Here is a 21,192-nt window from a genome sequence, read left to right as displayed (position 1 = left end):
TTGCGAAGCGACCCTGAAATCAGTCGACTCGGTTTACCTGACACACCTTAAATTGAGGAATTGCGACTGCTGCGCAGCCGATCGGGGATAAATCCCCTCGCCACAAAAGCCAATTTGCCCATCACCCGGCAACAAAACTCACCCGCACCTTCAACCCCGCCTCCTCGCCATCATGCAGACTGATCTGCGCCAGATGTGCCCGGCAAATCTCGCCGACAATCGCCAGTCCCAACCCTGACCCGGCCACCTGCTGATTGCGCCGGTAAAACCGTTCAAACACGCGATCACGCTCTTCCAGCGGAATCCCCGGCCCGTCGTCTTCAACCTCAAGCACCGCCGGCGCCGTCACGCGCAGAATCACATTGCCGCCCGGTGGTGTGTGCGCCAAGGCGTTGTCCACCAGATTGCTCAGCAACTCATTGAGCAACGTCGGCTCACCGCGCAACCACACCGGCTCGTCCGCTTCCAATGCCAACGCAACACCGCGTTTGTGCGCCAGCGGCGCCATGGCCATGCCCAATTCACGGGCCAACTGGCTAAGGTCGAGTAACTGCGCGCCACCCTCGGCAATCGCCCGCGCGCCGTTTTCGACACGTGCCAGCGACAGCAACTGGTTGGCCAGATGCGTCAGGCGATCGGTGCTTTGCGCTGAAGATTCCAAGGTCGTGCGCCACGTCTCGGGCTCGTTCGAGCGCAGCCCCAACTCAAGCCTCGCCTTCAACGCGGCCAGCGGAGTGCGCAACTCATGCGCGGCATCGGCAATGAACTGGGCCTGACGCTCGAACTGCACGCGCAACCGCTCGGTGAAATGGTTGAGCCCGCGCACCAACGGCCACAGCTCATGCTGCACTTCAACCAGCGGCAATGGCCGCAAATCATCCGGCTGACGCTCTTCCACCGCCGTGCGCAGACGCTCCAGCGGGCGCAACGCCGCACTGACGGCGAACCAGACGAGCAGCAACGCGCCAATCGCCAACATGCCCAGACGCAGCAACGTATCGGCGGCCAGACTGCGCGCCATGCTCACGCGCGCCTCGTCGGTTTCGGCGACACGGATTTCCGCCATGCCGTTCATGTTCGGTTCGGTAACGGCTTTCAGCAGGCTGACCACGCGAACGTTTTGGCCCTTGTAAGTGGCGTTGTAGAAACGTGCCAGCGCCGGATAACTGTCCGTTCGAGGCGTGCCCGGTGGCGGGCCGGGCAGATTCTCATAACCGGAAATCAGCTTCTGATGGATGTCGTTGACCTGGTAATAGATACGCCCGGCGCTGTCGTAGGCGAAGGTATCGAGGGCCACGTAAGGCACATCGGCACTGAGACTGCCATCGCGTTGCGATAACCCTGCGGCGATGGTTCGCGCCGAGGCCAGCAGCGTACGGTCGTAGGCGATGTCGGCGGCTTCGCGACCGTTCCAGTACGCGCTCAATCCGCTGGCGAGCATCAACACCACCAGCAACAACGCGAGGTTCCACAGCAACCGCCAGCGCAGGCTGCTGGGCTTATGCATCGCGGCTTTCCAGCAGATAGCCGAGGCCACGGAAGGTGACGATCGCTACGGGTTGACCATCCAGTTTTTTGCGCAAGCGATGCACGTAGATTTCGATGGCGTCGGGGCTGGCTTCTTCGTCGAGACCGAACACCTGCGCGGCCAGTTGCTCCTTGCTCATCACGCGGCCCGGTCGGGCGATCAGCGCTTCCAGTACGGCTTGCTCGCGGGAGGTCAGCGTCAGCAATTCTTCGCCGAGACTGAAGCGTCGCGTGTCGAGATCATAGGCCAGCACACCGCAGCGCTGCTGGCGTTCGCCGCCGAGCACACTGCGGCGCAACAAGGCTTTAACCCGCGCCTCCAGCTCTGTCAGTTCGAACGGTTTGGCGAGGTAATCGTCGGCGCCGAGATTGAGACCGTGCACGCGATCTTTCACATCACTGCGCGCGGTCAGCATCAGCACCGGCAGGTTTTTGCCGCGTGCGCGCAACCGCGCCAACACTTCAAAACCGTCCATGCGCGGCAGGCCGACATCGAGGATCGCCACGGCGTATTCCTCGCTGCTCAAGGCCAGATCAGCGGCCACGCCATCGTGCAACACGTCCACGGTCAGACCGGTGCTCTTGAGCGCCTGGGCAACACTTTCGGCCAGTTGCAGATGGTCTTCGACGAGCAGGACACGCATGGATTTTTACCTCGTTCAGGGATGGCCGACGCCACTCTTTGCCGCGGAGTTTACAGCCGCAACCGCCGCTGTGAAGCCCGAAAACCGTGAAAGTCAGCTGAAAGGTTAGTGAAAGGTTAGCCGGTTAGAGTCGGCGCACGGACAGTCCCGACTGCCGTCGCTGCTGCCACACAGCGATACGAAAAACGCCACGAAGCGTTTTCGACCAATAAGAACAATAAACGGAGTACACCCGCATGCCGTCCATGCAGCCTCAGGCATTCACGCCTGTTCGCCCTTCCCGTTTCAGCCACACCGCCCTCGCCAGTGCCGCCGCCCTTGCCGGTTTTTCGCCGCTGAGTTTTGCCGACTTCATTGAAGACAGCAGCGCCACCTTCGAAACCCGCAACATGTATTTCAACCGCGACTTCCGCGATGGCACCAGCGCCCAGCAATCCAAGCGTGACGAATGGGCTCAGGGCTTCATGCTCAATCTGCAATCGGGATACACCGATGGCACCGTCGGTTTTGGTGTCGATGCGCTGGGCATGCTCGGCGTCAAACTCGATTCCAGCCCGGATCGTACCGGCACCGGCCTGCTGCCGACCCACGATGACGGACGCGCGGCGGACGAATACTCCAAGCTCGGCCTGACCGGCAAAGTGAAAATCTCCGCCACCGAACTGAAAATCGGCAGCCTGATTCCTGAACTGCCGATTCTCAAACCGAACGACGGACGCATCCTGCCGCAGACGTTTGAAGGCGGTTTGCTGACCTCCAAAGAGATCAAAAACCTGACCTTCACCGGTGGCCGACTGGAGAAAGCCAAGGATCGCGACAGCACCGATTTCGAGGACATTGCCCTCAACAACAAGAACAGCCGTTTCGCCGGTACCGCTGCCGGCAAGCACTTCGACTTTGGCGGCGTCGATTACAAGTTCACCGACAAGATCACCGGCAGTTACCACTTCGCCCAACTCGACGAAGTCTACAACCAGCACTTCTTCGGCCTGGTCGCCTCGCGGCCGATGGGCCCGGGCACGTTTGGCACAGATCTGCGTTTCGCCGTCAGTGATGATCAGGGCGCGGCCCGTGGCGGCGAGATCGACAACCGCTCGCTCAACGGTCTGGTCAGCTATGCGCTGAGCGGGCACAAGTTCAGCGCCGGTTATCAACACATGTCCGGCGATAGTGCGTTCCCGTACGTCGATGGCAGCGACCCGTATCTGGTCAACTTCGTGCAGATCAACGACTTCGCCGGCGCGGAAGAACGCTCCTGGCAGGCACGTTACGACTTCGACTTCGCCAAGCTCGGCATCCCCGGCCTGACCTTCATGAGCCGCTACTTGAGCGGTGACAACATCAAGCTCAAGACCGGCGAGGAAGGCAAAGAGTGGGAGCGCAACACCGAGATCAAATATGTAGTACAAAGCGGCGCTTTGAAGGATGTCGCCGTGCGTTTGAGGAATGCCACTTACCGTTCCAATTACTCGGCTCGCGATGCGGATGAAGTGCGGTTGCTGGTGAGCTATAGCGTTGCTCTTTGGTAATTGATTGAAATGCCTTGGCGCTGTGATCGGAAGATCAAAAGATCGCAGCCTTCGGCAGCTCCTACACAAAAAGCCCTTACAACAAGAAATCTGTGGAGAGACCAATGAATTTTTCACTGCGTAAAGTTGCTTTAGCGGCCGGCATGATGCTGGTGGCCGGGCAGTTGATGGCCGAACCGAAACGTCCGGAGTGTATCGCCCCGGCCTCGCCCGGCGGTGGTTTTGACCTGACCTGCAAACTGGTGCAGAGCGCACTGGTCAACCAGAAGCTGCTGAGCAAACCGATGCGCGTGACCTACATGCCCGGCGGTGTCGGCGCGGTGGCGTACAACGCGGTGGTCGCTCAGCGTCCGGCCGATGCCGGCACGCTGGTCGCGTGGTCGAGCGGTTCGTTGCTGAACCTGGCGCAAGGCAAGTTTGGTCGTTTCGATGAAACCAACGTGCGTTGGCTGGCAGCCGTCGGCACCAGCTACGGCGCCATCGCAGTGAAAAACGATTCTCCCTACAAGACCCTCGACGATCTCGTTCAAGCGCTGAAGAAAGATCCAGGCTCGGTGGTGATCGGTTCCGGCGGCACCGTCGGCAGCCAGGACTGGATGCAAACCGCGCTGATCGCCAAGGCAGCCGGGATCAACCCGCGTGAGTTGCGTTACGTCGCCCTCGAAGGTGGTGGCGAAATCGCTACCGCCCTGCTCGGCGGCCACATCCAGGTCGGCAGTACCGACATCTCCGACTCCATGCCGCACATTCAAAGTGGCGACATGCGTTTGCTCGCGGTGTTCTCCGACAAGCGCCTCGACGAGCCGGAAATGAAAGACATCCCGACCGCTCGCGAGCAAGGCTACGACATCGTCTGGCCGGTGGTGCGCGGGTTCTACCTGGGGCCAAAAGTCAGCGACGAAGACTATGCCTGGTGGAAAGACTCGTTCGACAAACTGCTGGCCTCCGACGAGTTCGCCAAGCTGCGCGATCAGCGTGAACTGTTCCCGTTCGCCATGACTGGCCCGGAGCTGGACACCTACGTGAAGAAGCAAGTTGCCGACTACAAAGTGCTGGCCAAAGAGTTCGGCCTGATCCAGTGATCGCCTCTGTCTAGCGGCTGCGTTCCCGATTGCGGGGACGCGGCACAGGAGCTCCCATGCTTATTCAACGCATTTTCGCCTCGGTGCTGTTGCTGGTCTGTGTCGGCCTGGCACTGATGGCATGGCCGTACCAAGCGGCTTTTTCCTACGAACCGGTCGGCCCGCGCGCCTTCCCGCTGCTGATGCTCGGTCTGATGGGCGCGGCACTGTTGTACATGGTGTTTCGCCCGGCACCGATCAAACACAGTGAGGACGAGCCGCCACTGGATCGCGAAACCCTGACCAAGATTGCTATCTGCGTCGCCCTGCTGCTGGTGTTCGCCGGTCTGTTCGAACCGCTGGGTTTCATCCTCAGCAGCATCCTCATCGGCATCCCGATGGCGCGCCTGTATGGCGGTCGCTGGATGCCGAGCATCGTAGTCACCACGCTGATGGCCATCGGTCTGTACCTGCTGTTCGACCGCGTGATGGACGTTCCGCTGCCCCTTGGCCTGCTCGACGTGCTGGAGAACTGATATGGATACCCTCGGTTATTTGGGCCAAGGCTTCGGCGTCGCGCTGAGCCCGTACAACCTGGTCACGGCCCTGACCGGCACGCTGATCGGCACCGTCGTTGGCTTGCTCCCGGGCCTCGGCCCGATCAACGGCGTGGCACTGCTGATCCCGATTGCCTTTGCTCTTGGTTTGCCGCCGGAATCGGCGCTGATTCTGTTGGCAGCGGTGTATCTGGGCTGCGAATACGGCGGCCGGATCAGCTCTATTTTGCTGAATATTCCGGGCGAAGCATCGACCGTGATGACCACCCTCGACGGTTACCCGATGGCCCGCAAAGGTCTGGCCGGTGTAGCGCTGTCGTTGTCGGCGTGGAGTTCGTTCATCGGTGCATTTATCGCCACTTGCGGCATGGTGCTGTTCGCCCCGCTGCTGGCGAAATGGGCGATAGCCTTCGGCCCGGCGGAATACTTCGTGTTGATGGTGTTTGCGATTGTCTGTCTCGGCGGCATGGCCGGGGATCGACCGTTGAAGACGTTTATCGCGGCGTTGATCGGCCTGTTCCTGTCGAGTGTCGGCATCGACGCCAACAGCGGCGTGTATCGCTTTACCGGCGACAACATTCACCTGACTGACGGCATTCAATTCGTCGTGCTGGTATTGGGCCTGTTCTCGGTCAGTGAAATTCTGTTGCTGCTGGAGAAAACCCATCGCGGCCAGGAAGCAGTGAAAGCCACCGGGCGCATGATGTTCAACTTCAAGGAAGCGTCTTCGGTGTTCGTGGTGAACATTCGCTGCGGCCTGCTTGGTTTCATCATGGGCGTGTTGCCGGGTGCTGGCGCGACGCTGGCCAGCGCCGTGGCGTACATGACCGAAAAACGCATTGCCGGTGCCAGCGGCAAATTCGGTCAGGGTGATGCCCGTGGCCTCGCCGCGCCGGAAACCGCTATCGGTGCGTCGGCTTGTGGTGCTTTGGTGCCGATGCTGACGTTGGGTGTGCCAGGTTCGGGCACCACGGCGGTGATGATCGGCGCCCTGTCGCTGTACAACATCACCCCGGGCCCGCTGCTGTTCCAGCAACAACCGGACATCGTCTGGGGCCTGATCGCCTCGTTGTTCATTGCCAACATCATGCTGGTGATCCTCAACATCCCGATGATCCGCATCTTCACCCGCATCCTTGCCGTGCCGAACTGGGCCCTGGTGCCGGTGATCGCGATCATCACCGGGATCGGCGTTTATGCGGTGCACGCCACTACGTTCGACCTGTTCCTGATGGTCGGCATCGGCATCTTCGGTTACATCCTGCGCAAGCTCGACTTCCCGTTGTCGCCGGTACTGCTGGGCTTCATCCTCGGCGGTCTGATGGAGCAGAACCTGCGTCGTGCGTTGTCGATCTCTAATGGCGCACTGGAGATCCTCTGGTCGAGCCCGATCACCTTCGGTGTCTGGGTGCTGACCGCGCTGATGCTGGCCTTCCCGCTGATCCGCATCTGGCGCAAACGTTCGGTCGCGCGTCGCGCCATTGCCGATGTTTGATCGCGCCTCACTGAAATCCTGGTGGGGAACCCCGCTGGTCGGTCTGCTCGGCGGTTACCTCGCCAGCCAGATCGGCTGGCCACTGCCATGGATGGTCGGCTCGTTGCTGGCGATCATCCTCGTGCGCTGCCTGACGCCGTGGCAGCTCACCGAGATTCCTGGCGGCCGCAAGTGTGGTCAGTGGATCGTCGGGATTGGCATCGGGCTGCACTTCACCCCGGTGGTGATGGAGCAGGTGCTCAGTCATTTCGGCTTGATCTTCTTCGGTGCGCTGGTCACCAGTGTGTCGGCGGTGGTTGGCGTGTGGTTGATGCGCCGCACCGGTGAGGATCGCGCCACGGCGTTTTTCTCGAGCATGCCCGGCGGCTCCGGCGAGATGGTCAATCTCGGCGCGCGCAATGGCGCGATGCTTAGCCATGTGGCGGCGGGGCAAAGTTTGCGGGTGCTGGTAGTGGTGTTGTGCGTGCCGGCGGCGTTCAAGTATTTGCTCGGTGACGGCAACCCGATTTCTCACGCTGGCAGCGTCGATTGGCGCTGGCTGGCGATTCTGTTTCCGGCGGGCGGTTTGCTCGCTTGGCTTTGGCAGCGTTTGCGCCAACCCAATCCGTGGTTATTCGGGCCGTTGCTGGTGAGTGCGACGGTCAGCATTGCCTGGGATTTGCACATCGGTTTGCCCGATGGCGGTAGTCAGATTGGCCAGTGGTTGATTGGTAGCGGCTTGGGTTGTCACTTCAACCGGCAGTTCTTCCGGCGTGCGCCTTCATTCATGGGGCGGACGTTGATTGGCACGGCACTGACCATGTTGATTGCGACACTGGCGGCACTGGGTTTGAGTGCGCTGACCCATCTGGATCTGCGTTCGCTGACGCTGGGCATGATGCCTGGCGGGATTGCCGAGATGAGTCTGACGGCGGAAACACTGCAGTTGTCAGTGCCGCTGGTGACGGCGATGCAGGTGATGCGGTTGTTGTTTGTGCTGTTTCTGGCGGAGCCGTTGTTCAAGTACTGGAATCGTAGTCCGGAGTAAGCCTGCAAGACCGAGTTGCCTTCTTCGCGAGCAAGCTCGCTCCCACATGATCGTTCCCACGCTCTGCGTGGGAATGCAGCCCGGGACGCTCCGCGTCCCAAGCGGACGCAGAGCGTCCATTGAGGCATTCCCACGCAGAGCGTGGGAACGAGATTACGCGACAGGCGGCAAGCGCCACTCGATCGGCGTTTCGCCATTCTGCTCAAGAAACTTGTTCGTCCGGCTAAAGTGCCCACACCCCAAAAACCCGCGATAAGCCGACAACGGCGACGGATGCACCGACGTCAGCACCAGGTGCTTGGTCGCGTCGATCAGCTTCTGCTTGCTCTGCGCATGCGCGCCCCAGAGCATGAACACCAGATGCGGTTGGCGCTCGCTGACCAGTTCAATGATCCGGTCAGTGAAAAACTGCCAACCCTTGTCCTTGTGCGCATTGGCGTTGGCGCGTTCGACGGTCATGGTGGTGTTGATCATCAACACGCCCTGATCGGCCCAGCTCTGCAGGTAGCCGTGAGTGGGAATATCGATGTTCAGGTCGCGCTTCAACTCTTTATAGATGTTGACCAGCGACGGCGGCGCCGGCACGCCCGGTTGCACCGAGAAGCACAGGCCATGGGCCTGACCCGGGCCGTGATACGGATCCTGGCCGAGGATCACCACCTTCACTTTTTCCAGCGGCGTCGAGTTCAAGGCATTGAAAATCATCGGCCCCGGCGGGTAGATTTCCTTGCCGGCCGCCCGCTCCTGCTGCAGAAAATTGCGCAACTCTGTCATGTAGGGCTGGTCGAACTCAGCACGCAGTGCCTCCTTCCAGCTCGGTTCGAGTTTGATACGGTCGTCAGCAGTCATGGTCATACCCGGCAAAAACAATGGGGCGAACCCTAGGAAAGCCGACCACGCTTGTCAATTGATCTGATGCAGATCCGGCACTTTCCCCCACAACGATCATACTGATCGTTCAAATTCCCGATCGAGGTCACGATGAATCTGCACTTCGAAGAACTCACCGGCACCGACGGCGCCCGCATCGGTATCGCCAGCCTGGATGCTGAAAAGTCGCTGAACGCGCTGTCCCTGCCGATGATCAACGCCCTGAGCGACAAACTCGACGCCTGGGCCAAGGATCCACAAATCGTCTGCGTATTGCTGCGCGGCAACAGCGCCAAAGCCTTCTGCGCCGGCGGTGAAGTGCGCAGCCTGGTTGAAGCCTGCCGTGCCCACCCCGGAGAAGTGCCGCCGCTGGCCGCGCAGTTTTTCAGCGCGGAATATCGATTGGATTACAACCTGCATACTTATCCGAAACCGCTGATCTGCTGGGGCCACGGTTATGTGCTGGGCGGCGGTATGGGCCTGTTGCAAGGCGCGAGCACGCGGATCGTCACGCCGAGCAGCCGCTTGGCGATGCCGGAAATCACCATTGGCCTGTATCCGGATGTCGGCGCCAGTTGGTTTCTCGCGCGGCTGCCGGGCAAGCTCGGTTTGTTCCTCGGCCTGACCGGCGCGCACATGAATGGGCGCGATGCGATCGATCTGGATCTGGCCGACCGCTTCCTGCTCGACGAACAGCAACCGGAACTGATCGAAGGCCTGCTCCAGCTCAACTGGCAGGAACAGATCGATCGGCAGCTCAACAGTCTGCTCAAAGCGCTGCAACAGGAAGCCGTGGCGCAAATGCCCGAAGCGCAGTGGTTGCCGCGTCGTCAGCAGATCGACGAATTGCTCGACGTCAGCGATGTGGCCTGCGCTTGGAAAGCCATCAGCCTGCAACGCGACAGCAGCGATCCATTGATCGCCCGGGCCGCGAAGACCATGAGCGAAGGCTCGCCGCTGACCGCGCATCTGGTCTGGGAACAGATCATTCGTGCGCGGCACCTGTCGCTGGCCGAGGTTTTTCAGATGGAATACACCCTGAGCCTCAATTGCTGCCGGCATCCGGAGTTCAGCGAAGGCGTGCGCGCGCGGTTGATCGACAAGGATCAGAAACCGCACTGGCACTGGCCGGACATCAACAACGTGCCGGACGCGGTGGTTGAGGCGCACTTTCACAAGGTTTGGGAAGGTCGGCACCCGTTGGCGGATTTGACGCAGTATTAAAATTCGCGCACAAAAAAAGCGGCGCTTCATGCGCCGCTTTCTGTTTGCGGATGATTACCAGCGGTTGCCACGTCCGTTGTGATCGCCGCGACCGCTGTGTCGGTCGTAGTTGCCACGACCACGGCGATCATTGTCCCAACCGCCGCGACGGTGGCCGTCCCAGTTGCCGCGGTCATTGCCGTGCCAGCGACGGCTTTCGTAGTAGCGTGGGGCCGGTTGATAGTGGCGCGGCGTCGATTGGTAATAACGCGGTTGCTGGTAGTAGCGCGGTGCCGGTTGATAGTAACGCGGCTGGGCGTAATAGCGGCTGCCGCCGTTGTAATAAGTGCCGCCTGTGTTGTAGTAGGCCGGTGCCGGTGACGTGTAAACCTCGGAGCTGTAATACGAGTCCGCGTAGGAGTAAGGGGCGCAACCGGTAACCGAAAACATCAACGCAGCAAGCAGAAGAATTCGTCTATACATGGCGGCCTCCTGGACCGCGGGTTGGCCGTACCAGCGACGCTGGCAGGCGACAGCCATTTAATCGGTGACTGTCGAAAAATCAGACAGCGTTTTCCGAATCTGGTGCGACCCTGCAACAAGTTGAAACAAGTGATTTATGAAAGCTTGTTCATCCGCCAGACGCGGTCATTCAGCCGCTGATTAATGGTGGCCACCGTGATATCCGCCGCCGTGATAACCGCGTCCATAACCGCCACGATAACCGTAGCCATACCCGCCGTAGTAATAACGCGGGCCGCCGTAAAAGTAGCGCGGGCCGTAATAACCACCGTAGTAATAGGGCGAGTAGTAACCGGGATAGTAGGAAGGGGCGTAATACACATCGGCGGGTGGCCCGTAGTAATAACAACCGGACAGCCCCAGACCGAGCACTGCGCACAGCAGCACCCGACGCAACGTTTTGTGAGTGAGCATGGCGGCCTCCTGAAAGACCTGCGAGCGCAGTCGACGCAGGCCGGCTGACACCTGTTTTGACTGGCATTCGCAAACCAAGTGCCAGCCGCAAGATGACATCGGATCAGCGGCATTCACGCTGCATCGCGGTGCATCGGCGCACCAACACAAAGCGCCGCCCCGTCGTCGCGTCAAATCCGATCCGACCCACAGCCCCGTGCCAGAGCGCTCTCCGTAACTTGGCACGCCTCTCGCTTTAGCAAAACTGTGCAGGAGTCATATCACAGGTTCGCGGCACCACAATTTGCAATGGCTGACTAGGGTTCCGGCTCGCAATCGCGAGTGGCTGGTCCGAGAGTTGGCGACCTCCAGTTGAGGTTACACGGCGGGACAAAAGCCCGGGAGACAAGCCACCGTTCGCGGTGCCGCGTTGCCTTCCTGTCCGCCCTTGATCAACTGGAGAATCCGCCATGACTCGACTACGTTTGCCCGCCCTGCTCGCCGCCGCGTTCGCTGCGCTCATCAGCAGCCAAGCCCCCGCCGCTCAGAAAGGTCACTTCAGCGTCTGCTGGACGATTTACGCCGGCTGGATGCCATGGGAATACGCCGGCAGCCAGGGCATCGTCGATAAATGGGCGAAGAAATACGGGATCAAGATCGACGTCGTGCAGCTCAACGATTACGTCGAATCGATCAATCAATACACCGCTGGCCAGTTCGACGGCTGCACCATGACCAACATGGATGCGCTGACCATTCCGGCCGCCGGCGGCGTCGACAGCACGGCGCTGATTGTCAGCGACTTCTCCAACGGCAACGACGGCATCGTCCTCAAGGGCGACGGTAAAAAAGTCGCCGACCTCAAGGGCATGGACGTCAATCTGGTTGAACTGTCGGTCTCGCACTACCTGCTGGCCCGCGCGCTGGATTCGGTCGACCTCACCGAGAAAGACCTGAAAGTGGTCAACACCTCCGACGCCGACATCTCCGCCGCTTTCAACACCGACCAGGTCAACGCAGTGACGACCTGGAACCCGATGCTCTCGGACATCAAGGCCAAACCGGGCGTGACCGAAGTGTTCAATTCCAGCCAGATTCCCGGCGAGATCATGGACATGATGGTGGTCAACAGCGCCACCCTCAAAGACAACCCGGCACTGGGCAAAGCCCTGACCGGCGCGTGGTTCGAAGTGGTCGATCTGATGAACGCCAAGAACGCCGCGAGCAAGGCTGCGCTGGAGCACATGGCCAAAGCTTCGGGCACCGACCTCGCTGGATTCCAGGCACAACTCGACACCACCAAACTGTTCGCCACGCCAAGCGAAGCGCTGAACTTCGCCACCAGCCAACAACTGCCGGAAACCATGCGCAAGGTCGCTGAATTTTCCTTCCAGCACGGCTTGCTCGGTGAAGGCGCAAAAGACACCAGCGCGGTCGGCATGGCCTTCGCCAACGGCGTGACCAGCGGCGACACCGGCAACCTCAAGCTGCGTTTCGATCCGACTTACGTGCAGATGGCTGCCGACGCCAAGCTGTAAGCCACGGAGGATTTGGCCATGCGCCTGATCAATCGCCACCCGGATCGCCCCAGTCGCCTGTTGTTGGTGATCCTCCCGTTCGCTCTGCTGCTGTTCGCCTATTTCATGGGCTCGGCCGAGCGCCTGGCGGACAACCCTAACGACAAACTGCTGCCCAGCGCCATGCAGATGACCGATGCGGTCAAACGTCTGGCCTTCAATGCCGACAGCCGCACCGGTGACTACCTGTTGTGGCAGGACACCGCGTCGAGTCTGCGGCGCTTGGCCATTGGGCTCGGCATCGCTGCACTCGCCGGGCTGTGCCTGGGCATTGCCGCCGGCACACTGCCGCTGTTCGGCGCGCCGTTGTCGCCATTATTGACGGTGTTGTCGATGGTGCCTCCGCTGGCGATCCTGCCGATTCTGTTCATCGTTTTCGGTCTGGGCGAGTTGTCGAAAGTCATGCTGATCGTGATCGGCATCACACCGGCGCTTGCTCGTGATCTGGAGCAGCGTGCCCGCGAAATACCGGTCGAACTGCTGATCAAGGCGCAAACCCTCGGCGCTTCGACCTGGACGCTGATGCTGCGCGTGGTGCTGCCGCAACTGTTGCCGCGCTTGCTGATCTCGTTGCGGCTGATGCTCGGCTCGGCGTGGTTGTTCCTGATTGCCGCTGAAGCAATCGCCTCCACTGACGGCCTCGGCTACCGGATTTTTCTGGTGCGGCGTTATCTGGCGATGGACGTGATTCTGCCGTACGTGGTGTGGATCACCCTCCTCGCCTGGCTGATGGATTGGGGCCTGAAATACCTGACGCGGCGGGCGTTCCCTTGGTATGAGGGGGCGGCCAAATGAGCTTCATCACCGTGAAAAACGTCTGGCAGCAATACGCCGATCAAGTGGTGCTCGAAGGCTTGAATCTGAACGTCAACGAAGGTGAATTTTGCACCTTGGTCGGCGCCTCCGGTTGCGGCAAATCGACCTTCCTGCGTCTGCTGCTCGGTCAGGAAACGGCGAGTCGCGGCGAGATTCTGCTCGACGGTCAAGCGCTGGCCAGTGAGCCGGATGCCAGTCGTGGCGTGGTGTTTCAGCGCTACTCGGTGTTCCCACATTTGAGCGTGCTCGACAACGTCGCCCTCGGCCTTGAACTGCCGCGTGCGCCGCTGCTGGGGCGGTTGTTCGGCAGCGGCAAACGTGACGCGCGCGAACAGGCTGCAGCGCTGCTGCACAAAGTCGGCCTCGGTCATGCGCTGGACAAGTACCCGGCGCAGTTGTCCGGCGGTATGCAGCAGCGGCTGGCGATTGCTCAGGCGCTGATCATGAAACCGCGCGTGCTGCTGCTCGACGAGCCGTTCGGCGCGCTCGATCCGGGCATCCGTAAAGACATGCACGCCTTGCTGCTGGAGCTGTGGCGCGAGACCAGACTGACCGTGTTCATGGTCACCCATGATCTGTCCGAAGGCTTCAGCCTCGGCACGCGTCTGCTGGTGTTCGACAAAGTGCGCCTCGACCCGCACGCCCCCGGCGCCTATGGCGCACGCATCACCTACGACATCCCTTTGAACAGCGACCGCCGCGCCCAACGCGCCGCCGTCGACGCCCTGCCGTTGCCACTGGCAGGCGCCCTTCGCACCGCTTGAGAGGACTGCTCTGATGAATAAGCCGATGACTGATTCGACCCAACTGTTTCTACCCTTCGCCGAAGAAATGCTCCCCGGTGGCGGCCACCGTTCCTTCGTGTTGAAGCGCGGCCAATTGCTGCGCCTGACCGACCTGCGCGGCGGCGCCAACGTCAGCCTGACCCTGCTCAACGCCAACGAAAAAACCGAGCGGCTGAACCTGCCCGACAGCCTCAAATGCCAACACACCGCCAAGCTCACCAGCGGTCACTGCCTGTACTCGGACATGGGTCGCGTGCTGGCCGCAATCACCGCCGACACGTGCGGCTGGAGCGACAGCCTCGGCGGTGTGCTCTGCGCCGAAGAAGTCGCCGAAAAGTATGGTCAGGGCCGCTATCAGGAACTGCGCAATGGCTTCTACCGCAACGGCACCGACAACCTGTTGGTGGAACTCGGCAAGTGGGGTTTGGGCCTGTCCGACCTGTTGATGACCCTCAATTTGTTCAGCCGCGTCAACGTCGATGAGGCCGGGCGTTTCCACTTCGTCGAGGGCAATTCCAAGGCCGGCGACTACATCGAACTGTACGCGCCGATGGACACGCTGGTGGTGCTCACCGCACTGCAACACCCGATGGATCCGGCGCCGGAATATGCACCAAAACCGCTGAAGCTGAGCTGGATGAACGCCGACGCCAGCGTCGCCGAACACTGCCGCACTTCGCGCCCGGAAAATGAGCGCGGCTTTATCAACACCGACCGTTTGTTCGCCTGAGGATCGCTGCCATGTCAGTTGCTATCGCCACTTCGCAAAAACAACCCGACGCTGCGGTGTACCGCGCCACGATCCCGGCCGGTGAGCCGTGGCTGATGGAGGTCAAGGCCGGGCAGACCCTGCGCATCCTTGATCTGGAAGGTAATCAAGCGGTCGATACGTTGTTCTACAGCGTCGCCAATCCCAAGGAACGCTACGACGTGCAACGCACTTTGCGCCGGCAGAACAGCGTCTATCTGAGCACCGGCAGCGTGCTCTATTCCAACCTCGGCCACGCGATGCTGACCATCGTCGCCGACACCTGCGGACGCCACGACACCCTCGGCGGTGCGTGCGCGCAAGAGAGCAACACCGTGCGTTACGCCCTGGAAAAACGCTACATGCACAGCTGCCGCGACAACTACCTGCGCGCGTGTGTGCATGACGGACGCTTGGGCAAAAGCGACATCGGGCCGAACATCAATTTCTTCATGAATGTGCCGGTCACGGCGGACGGCGGGCTGACGTTTGAAGACGGAATTTCGGCGCCGGGCAAGTATGTGGATTTGCGCGCGGAGATGGACGTGATCGTTCTGATTTCCAATTGTCCGCAGTTGAATAATCCGTGCAATGCCTACAACCCGACACCTGCGGAGCTGCTGGTATGGAACTGACTATCCGCCGTTTACGCCGCTTGCTTTTCGCCCTGTGCCAGGCACGTTCCGGGCAGTGCATCAAATAACCGCTCCCCTGTAGGAGCTGCCGCAGGCTGCGATCTCTTGATTTTGCTTTTTGAAAATTCAAGATCAAAAGATCGCAGCCTGCGGCAGCTCCTACAGGTGCAGCGTGGATTTAAGTCATCCGGGACGGCCCGGATGTCTGTCGAAAAACGGCGGGACGGCCCGCTTCCCCTTCAGGGGTTATGCCATGTTCGAAAAAATCCTTATCGCCAACCGTGGCGCCATCGCCTGCCGCATCCTGCGCACCCTCGCCTCATTGCAGGTCAAAGGCGTCGCCGTGTACTCCGAAGCCGACGCCGCCAGCCTGCACATCCTGCAAGCCGATGAAGCGCACAGCCTCGGTGAAGGCGCCGCTGCCGGTACCTATCTGGCCGTCGACAAGATCCTCGCCATCGCCAAGCACAGCGGTGCCGCGGCGATCCATCCCGGCTACGGGTTTCTGTCCGAGAACGCCGCGTTCGCCGAAGCGTGCGAGGCGCAGAACATCGCCTTCATTGGCCCGACGCCAGAGCAGCTGCGCGTGTTCGGCCTCAAGCACACCGCTCGCGCCCTGGCCAAACAGCACGGCGTGCCGATGCTCGAAGGCACCGAACTGCTCGACAGCCTCGACGCTGCGCTGATCGCTGGCGAACAAGTCGGCTACCCGGTGATGCTGAAAAGCACCGCTGGCGGTGGCGGCATCGGCATGCGCGTCTGCCGCAGCGCCAGCGAATTGAGCGAATCGTTCGAGGCAGTCAAACGCCTCGGTCAGAACAACTTCAGCGACGCCGGCGTGTTCATCGAGAAGTACATCCAGCGCGCCCGCCATCTGGAAGTGCAGGTGTTCGGCGATGGTCGCGGTGAAGTCATCGCCCTCGGCGTGCGCGACTGCTCGGTGCAACGGCGCAATCAGAAAGTCCTCGAAGAAACCCCGGCACCAAACCTGCCCGACGGCATGGCCGAAGAGCTGTGCGCGGCGGCGATCAAACTGGCGAAAGCCGTTAACTACCGCAGCGCCGGCACCGTGGAATTCGTTTTCGACAGCGAGGCGCAGCGCTTCTATTTCCTCGAAGTGAACACGCGCTTGCAGGTCGAGCACGGTGTCACCGAACAGGTCTGGGGCGTGGATCTGGTGCGCTGGATGGTGGAGCTGGCCGCCGGTGATCTGCCGCCGCTGAGCGAGTTGTCTCGTCAGTTGAAACCCGAAGGCCATGCGATTCAGGCGCGGCTGTATGCGGAAGATCCGGGGCGTGATTTTCAGCCGAGCCCGGGCCTGCTGACGGCAGTGCAGTTTCCGCCGGCCAACGGTATTCAACTGCGCATCGACACGTGGGTCGAGGCGGGTTGCGAGATCCCGCCGTATTTCGATCCGATGATCGCCAAGGTCATTACCTGGGCGCCCAACCGCGAACAGGCGCGGGCCGAATTGCATCAAGCGCTGGGCGACAGTCTGTTGTACGGCGTGGAAACCAACCGTGATTACCTGCGGCAGATTCTGCTCGACACGCCGTTCGCCAGCTGTGAGCCGTGGACGCGTTGTCTGGAAGGTCTGGTCTATCGCGCCAACACTTTTGAAGTGCTCAGCGCGGGCACGCAAACCAGCGTGCAGGACTATCCCGGTCGCCTCGGTTACTGGGCGGTCGGTGTGCCACCGTCGGGGCCGATGGACAGCCGCGCGCTGCGTCTGGGCAATCGCTTGCTCGGCAATGCTGAAGGCGCGGCGGCGCTGGAAATCACCATGAGCGGGCCGTTGCTGCGCTTCAATTGTGCAGCGGTGATCGCGGTGACCGGTGCGCCGATCGCGCTGATGCTTGAGGGTGACAGCGTGCCGATGAATACCGCCCTGCTGATCCCGGCGGGTGCGACGTTGCATCTGGGTAGCATCAGCGGTGCCGGGGCGCGCAGCTATCTGTGCCTGCGCGGTGGCTTGCAGGTGCCGGATTATCTGGGCAGCAAAAGCACTTTCACGTTGGGTCAGTTTGGTGGCCACGGTGGTCGGGCGTTACGTGCGGGTGATGTGTTGCATGTGCCTGCTTTGAGTGATTGCAGCAGCGGTCAACAACTGGCTGAAGAACACGTCACCGCGCTGCCCGCCGTGCGGCAGATTCGGGTGATTTACGGCCCGCACGCTGCGCCGGAATATTTCACCGAAAATTACATCGGCACGTTCTTTGAAACCCAATGGGAAGTACATTTCAACTCGAGCCGCACCGGTGTTCGGCTGATTGGGCCGAAGCCGGAATGGGTACGCGCGGACGGAGGTGAAGCCGGGTTGCATCCGTCGAATATTCACGACAATCCGTACGCCATTGGCGCGGTGGATTTCACCGGGGACATGCCGGTGATCCTCGGCCCGGATGGCCCGAGCCTTGGCGGATTTGTCTGCCCGGTGACGGTGATCGAGGCGGATTTGTGGCAACTGGGGCAGCTCAAGGCTGGCGATAAAATCCAGTTCATCCCCGTCTCTCTCACTGACGCCCGCAACCTCGCCCTGAAATGGGATCTCCCCTGTGGGAGCGGGCTTGCTCGCGAAGAGGCCGTGTCAGTCAACATTGATGTATCTGACACACCGCATTCGCGAGCAAGCTCGCTCCCACAGGGTTTGGCATCGCCTGTGGTTTTGGAATTGGGTCAGGGTGATCAGCGGCTTGTTGCGCGAGTTTCCGGGGATACGCATCTATTGCTGGAGATCGGCGAACCTGAGCTCAATCTCGTCCTGCGCTTCCGCGCCCACGCCCTCATGCAGGCGCTGGAACACAAAGCCCTGCACGGCGTGATCGACCTCACCCCCGGCATCCGCTCGCTGCAAATCCATTACCAGCCTGAGCAACTGCCGCTCGCCGATCTGCTCGGCATCATCGCCGGCGAATGGGACGCGGTGTGCGCCGCCAACGACCTGCAAGTGCCGTCGCGCATCGTCCATCTGCCGCTGTCCTGGGATGACCCGGCTTGCCAACTGGCGATCGAGAAATACATGACCACCGTGCGCAAGGATGCGCCGTGGTGCCCGAGCAATCTGGAGTTCATCCGCCGCATCAATGACCTGCCGAACCTCGACGAAGTGCAGCGCACCGTATTCGATGCAAGCTATCTGGTGATGGGCCTCGGCGATGTCTACCTCGGTGCGCCGGTGGCCACGCCGCTCGATCCGCGCCACCGTTTGGTGACCACCAAATACAACCCGGCGCGCACCTGGACGGCCGAGAATTCGGTGGGCATCGGCGGCGCTTATATGTGCGTGTACGGCATGGAAGGCCCGGGCGGTTATCAGTTTGTCGGGCGTACCTTGCAGATGTGGAATCGATATCGCGAGGTGGCCGCGTTCGACGGTAAACCATGGTTGCTGCGCTTCTTCGATCAGATCCGTTTCTACCCGGTCAGCGCCGCAGAACTGCTGCGCATCCGCCGCGATTTTCCGCTGGGGCGCTTCGATCTGAACATCGAACACAGCCAGCTCAACCTCGCCGATTATCAAGCGTTTCTCAGGCGCGAAGCCGAGGGCATCAGCGCCTTTCGCGCTCAGCAACAGGGTGCCTTCAATGCCGAACGCGAACGTTGGATCGCCAGTGGTCAGGCGCATTTCGACAGTGAAAAAGCGCTGGTCGAATCCTGCGAGGACGCGCTGCTGGCGGAGGGTGAACACAGCGTCGACAGCCACATCGCCGGCAATCTCTGGCAGGTGCAGGTCGAGGCTGGCAGCCGTGTTGCGGCCGGCGATGTGCTGGTGATTCTCGAGTCGATGAAGATGGAGATTCCGCTGCTCGCGCCGATGGCCGGCGTGGTGCGCGAGATCCGTGTGCAACCCGGTTCGGCGGTGCGTGCGGGACAACGGGTCGTGGTGCTGGAACTCGACTGAAGCCAATTGAATAAGGATCAACCCATGAATCTGCAACTCGATGTTCTGCTCCAGGCCTACCGCAATGGCGACACCACACCGCGTCAACTGCTGCCGACACTGCGCGACAAAGCAGCCGCGCTGAACCCGGATTATCACCTGTTCATTCACCTGCTCAGCGTCGCCGAACTGGAGCCGTATCTGGCGGCCCTCGATGGTCGTGATCTCGACAGTCTGCCGCTGTACGGCGTGCCGTTTGCGATCAAGGACAACATCGATCTGGCCGGCATTCCCACCACCGCCGCGTGCCCGGATTTTGCTTATGTGCCGGAGCGCTCGGCGACCATCGTCGAGCAACTGATCGCGTTGGGGGCGATTCCGCTGGGCAAGACCAACCTCGATCAATTTGCCACGGGGCTCAATGGCAGCCGCTCGCCTTACGGCGCTTGTCCGAACAGCGTATTGCCGGAATATCCATCGGGCGGTTCCAGCGCCGGTTCCTCGTTGGCGGTGGCGTTGGGCGTGGCGAGTTTTGCTTTGGGCACCGACACCGCAGGCTCCGGTCGGGTGCCGGCGGCGTTGAATAATCTGCTCGGATTGAAGGCCAGCAAAGGGCTGATTTCCACCGCCGGTGTGGTGCCCGCGTGCCGTACGCTGGATTGCGTGACCACGTTTACCGCAACGGCGCGCGAGGCCAGTCAGTTGCTGGCGCTGACGGCGAAACTCGATCCGCGCGATGAGTACAGCCGCCGCAATCCGTCGTGGAATGATGGCTCGGCGTTTGGTGCGCCACGGCCGTTTCGTTTCGGTGTGCCGCGTGCGCAGGATCTGCAGTTTTTCGGCTGTGTTGAAGGGCCGCTATTGTTCGGCGATGCCATCGACCGACTCAAGGCCTTGGGTGGCGAAGCGGTTGAAATGGATCTGACGCCATTTCTTGAAGCGGCGCGTTTGCTTTACGAAGGGCCGTGGGTCGCCGAGCGTTACAGCGTTGCCGGCGAATTGATGGAACAGAATCCGCAAGCCGTTTTACCGGTGATCCGCGCCGTGCTGGCCAAAGCCCCGGCGGTGAGCGGCGTGCAGACTTTCCGCGCACAGTACCGGCTGCAAGCGTTGAAAGCGCTGTGCGATCAAGCGCTCGAAGGTCTCGACTGTGTACTGACGCCGACCATCGGCCGCCCGGTGACACTCGCCGAACTGCACGCCGAACCGGTGCTGCGCAATTCCGAACTGGGTTACTACACCAACTTCATGAACCTGCTCGACTACGCCGCCGTCGCCGTGCCGAGCGGATTTATGGCTAACGGGATGCCGTGGGGCGTGACGTTGTTTGGGCGGGTGTTTACCGATCAATATCTGTTGAGTGTGGCCGATGCGATGCAGCGTCAGCAGGACACTGCATTGCCGACGCCCGCGAACGTAGCGCGCAATGATCGTGCGCGGATTGTGGTGTGTGGCGCACATCTGCAAGGGTTGGCGTTGAACTGGCAACTGACGCAGCGCGGTGGGCGGTTGCTGGAAACCACGCTGAGCTCGCCGGATTATCAACTGCATGCCTTGGCCGGCGGCCCGCCATTGCGTCCGGGAATGGTGCGGGTGAAGGACGGCGGCGTAGCGATTGCGGTGGAGGTGTGGGAGTTGCCGAGCAGCGAGTTGGGTTCGTTTCTGATGGGGATTCCGGCGCCGTTGGGATTGGGCAAGGTGCAATTGGCGGATGGGCGCTGGGAGAGTGGGTTTATCTGTGAGCCGTATGGTCTTGAAGGCGCCAAAGACATCAGCCACCTCGGCGGCTGGCGGGCCTACCTGAAAACCCTGGCCTGACCGCCATCTGTAGGAGTGAGCCTGCTCGCGATAGCGGTATGACATTCACCGAAGATGTGACTGATCTACCGCTATCGCGAGCAGGCTCACTCCTACAGGGACAGC

Annotated in this window: 18 protein-coding genes and 1 riboswitch; of the genes, 13 read left to right on the top strand and 5 right to left on the bottom strand. The window is 61.1% G+C overall.

Annotated elements, in window-relative coordinates:
- Nucleotides 1-121 precede the first annotated feature (121 nt).
- Together AD669_RS06680 and AD669_RS06675 are read right to left on the bottom strand one after the other, a co-directional pair.
- Complete coding sequence (locus AD669_RS06680) at nt 122-1,507, bottom strand: sensor histidine kinase (RefSeq protein ID WP_053118047.1); 1,386 nt, start codon at nt 1,505-1,507, stop codon at nt 122-124.
- Nucleotides 1,500-2,171, bottom strand: a complete 672-nt coding sequence (locus tag AD669_RS06675) for a response regulator (RefSeq protein ID WP_053118046.1) — start codon at nt 2,169-2,171, stop codon at nt 1,500-1,502. The genes AD669_RS06680 and AD669_RS06675 overlap by 8 nt, the downstream gene beginning before the upstream one ends.
- A gap of 236 nt (nt 2,172-2,407) precedes the next feature.
- Between AD669_RS06675 and AD669_RS06670 the strand changes: the two genes are divergently transcribed.
- The 5 genes from AD669_RS06670 to AD669_RS06650 all read left to right on the top strand — a co-directional run bounded on the left by AD669_RS06670 (nt 2,408) and on the right by AD669_RS06650 (nt 7,840).
- Nucleotides 2,408-3,700: an OprD family porin gene (locus AD669_RS06670; RefSeq protein ID WP_053118044.1), complete on the top strand. Its 1,293-nt coding sequence runs from the start codon at nt 2,408-2,410 to the stop codon at nt 3,698-3,700.
- A 104-nt stretch (nt 3,701-3,804) separates the two neighbouring features.
- Complete coding sequence (locus AD669_RS06665) at nt 3,805-4,782, top strand: tripartite tricarboxylate transporter substrate binding protein (RefSeq protein ID WP_053118042.1); 978 nt, start codon at nt 3,805-3,807, stop codon at nt 4,780-4,782.
- 56 nt (nt 4,783-4,838) lie between these two features.
- On the top strand, nt 4,839-5,297 hold the full coding sequence (locus tag AD669_RS06660; RefSeq protein WP_053118040.1) for a tripartite tricarboxylate transporter TctB family protein: 459 nt from the start codon (nt 4,839-4,841) through the stop codon (nt 5,295-5,297).
- A 1-nt stretch (nt 5,298) separates the two neighbouring features.
- On the top strand, nt 5,299-6,813 hold the full coding sequence (locus AD669_RS06655; RefSeq protein WP_053118038.1) for a tripartite tricarboxylate transporter permease: 1,515 nt from the start codon (nt 5,299-5,301) through the stop codon (nt 6,811-6,813).
- A complete protein-coding gene (locus AD669_RS06650) occupies nt 6,806-7,840 on the top strand; it encodes an AbrB family transcriptional regulator (protein WP_053118036.1) in 1,035 nt (344 codons plus the stop codon). Before AD669_RS06655 ends, AD669_RS06650 begins: the two co-directional genes overlap by 8 nt.
- 153 nt (nt 7,841-7,993) lie before the next feature.
- Here AD669_RS06650 and ung read toward each other — a convergent pair whose 3' ends face one another.
- Nucleotides 7,994-8,689 (bottom strand): uracil-DNA glycosylase, encoded by a 696-nt coding sequence (gene ung, locus AD669_RS06645; RefSeq protein WP_053118204.1) that lies wholly within the window; start codon nt 8,687-8,689, stop codon nt 7,994-7,996.
- A 132-nt stretch (nt 8,690-8,821) separates the two neighbouring features.
- Here ung and AD669_RS06640 point away from each other — a divergent pair, with 132 nt between their 5' ends.
- Nucleotides 8,822-9,934: an enoyl-CoA hydratase/isomerase family protein gene (locus AD669_RS06640; RefSeq protein WP_053118034.1), complete on the top strand. Its 1,113-nt coding sequence runs from the start codon at nt 8,822-8,824 to the stop codon at nt 9,932-9,934.
- 54 nt (nt 9,935-9,988) lie between these two features.
- Here the strand turns inward: AD669_RS06640 and AD669_RS06635 are convergent, their stop codons facing one another.
- A complete protein-coding gene (locus AD669_RS06635) occupies nt 9,989-10,396 on the bottom strand; it encodes a hypothetical protein (RefSeq protein WP_053118032.1) in 408 nt (135 codons plus the stop codon).
- Between the two features lie 180 nt (nt 10,397-10,576).
- Nucleotides 10,577-10,849, bottom strand: coding sequence for a hypothetical protein (locus AD669_RS06630; RefSeq protein ID WP_053118030.1), 273 nt, complete (start codon nt 10,847-10,849; stop codon nt 10,577-10,579).
- A gap of 285 nt (nt 10,850-11,134) precedes the next feature.
- A riboswitch (guanidine-I (ykkC/yxkD leader) is annotated at nt 11,135-11,235 on the top strand.
- 63 nt (nt 11,236-11,298) lie between these two features.
- Here AD669_RS06630 and AD669_RS06625 point away from each other — a divergent pair.
- The 7 genes from AD669_RS06625 to atzF all read left to right on the top strand — a co-directional run bounded on the left by AD669_RS06625 (nt 11,299) and on the right by atzF (nt 21,087).
- Entirely contained in the window at nt 11,299-12,366 is a 1,068-nt protein-coding gene (locus AD669_RS06625; protein ID WP_053118028.1) for a putative urea ABC transporter substrate-binding protein, read from the top strand.
- 18 nt (nt 12,367-12,384) lie between these two features.
- A complete protein-coding gene (locus AD669_RS06620) occupies nt 12,385-13,200 on the top strand; it encodes an ABC transporter permease (protein ID WP_053118026.1) in 816 nt (271 codons plus the stop codon).
- Nucleotides 13,197-13,985 carry an ABC transporter ATP-binding protein gene (locus AD669_RS06615; RefSeq protein ID WP_053118025.1) on the top strand — a complete coding sequence of 263 codons (789 nt, stop codon included), beginning with the start codon at nt 13,197-13,199 and terminating at the stop codon, nt 13,983-13,985. The genes AD669_RS06620 and AD669_RS06615 overlap by 4 nt, the downstream gene beginning before the upstream one ends.
- A gap of 25 nt (nt 13,986-14,010) precedes the next feature.
- Entirely contained in the window at nt 14,011-14,736 is a 726-nt protein-coding gene (locus tag AD669_RS06610) for an urea amidolyase associated protein UAAP1 (RefSeq protein ID WP_053118201.1), read from the top strand.
- Between the two features lie 11 nt (nt 14,737-14,747).
- Nucleotides 14,748-15,389 (top strand): urea amidolyase associated protein UAAP2, encoded by a 642-nt coding sequence (locus AD669_RS06605; protein WP_053118023.1) that lies wholly within the window; start codon nt 14,748-14,750, stop codon nt 15,387-15,389.
- 253 nt (nt 15,390-15,642) lie between these two features.
- Nucleotides 15,643-19,290, top strand: a complete 3,648-nt coding sequence (gene uca, locus AD669_RS06600) for an urea carboxylase (RefSeq protein ID WP_053118021.1) — start codon at nt 15,643-15,645, stop codon at nt 19,288-19,290.
- A gap of 24 nt (nt 19,291-19,314) precedes the next feature.
- On the top strand, nt 19,315-21,087 hold the full coding sequence (atzF, locus tag AD669_RS06595) for an allophanate hydrolase (protein ID WP_053118019.1): 1,773 nt from the start codon (nt 19,315-19,317) through the stop codon (nt 21,085-21,087).
- Nucleotides 21,088-21,192: the final 105 nt, after the last annotated feature.

This window comes from Pseudomonas sp. P1.31 (genome assembly GCF_001269815.1).
Classification (GTDB): domain Bacteria; phylum Pseudomonadota; class Gammaproteobacteria; order Pseudomonadales; family Pseudomonadaceae; genus Aquipseudomonas; species Aquipseudomonas rustica.
Note: the sequence above shows the minus strand (reverse complement) of the source record. Positions and strands in the feature narration are given on the sequence as shown.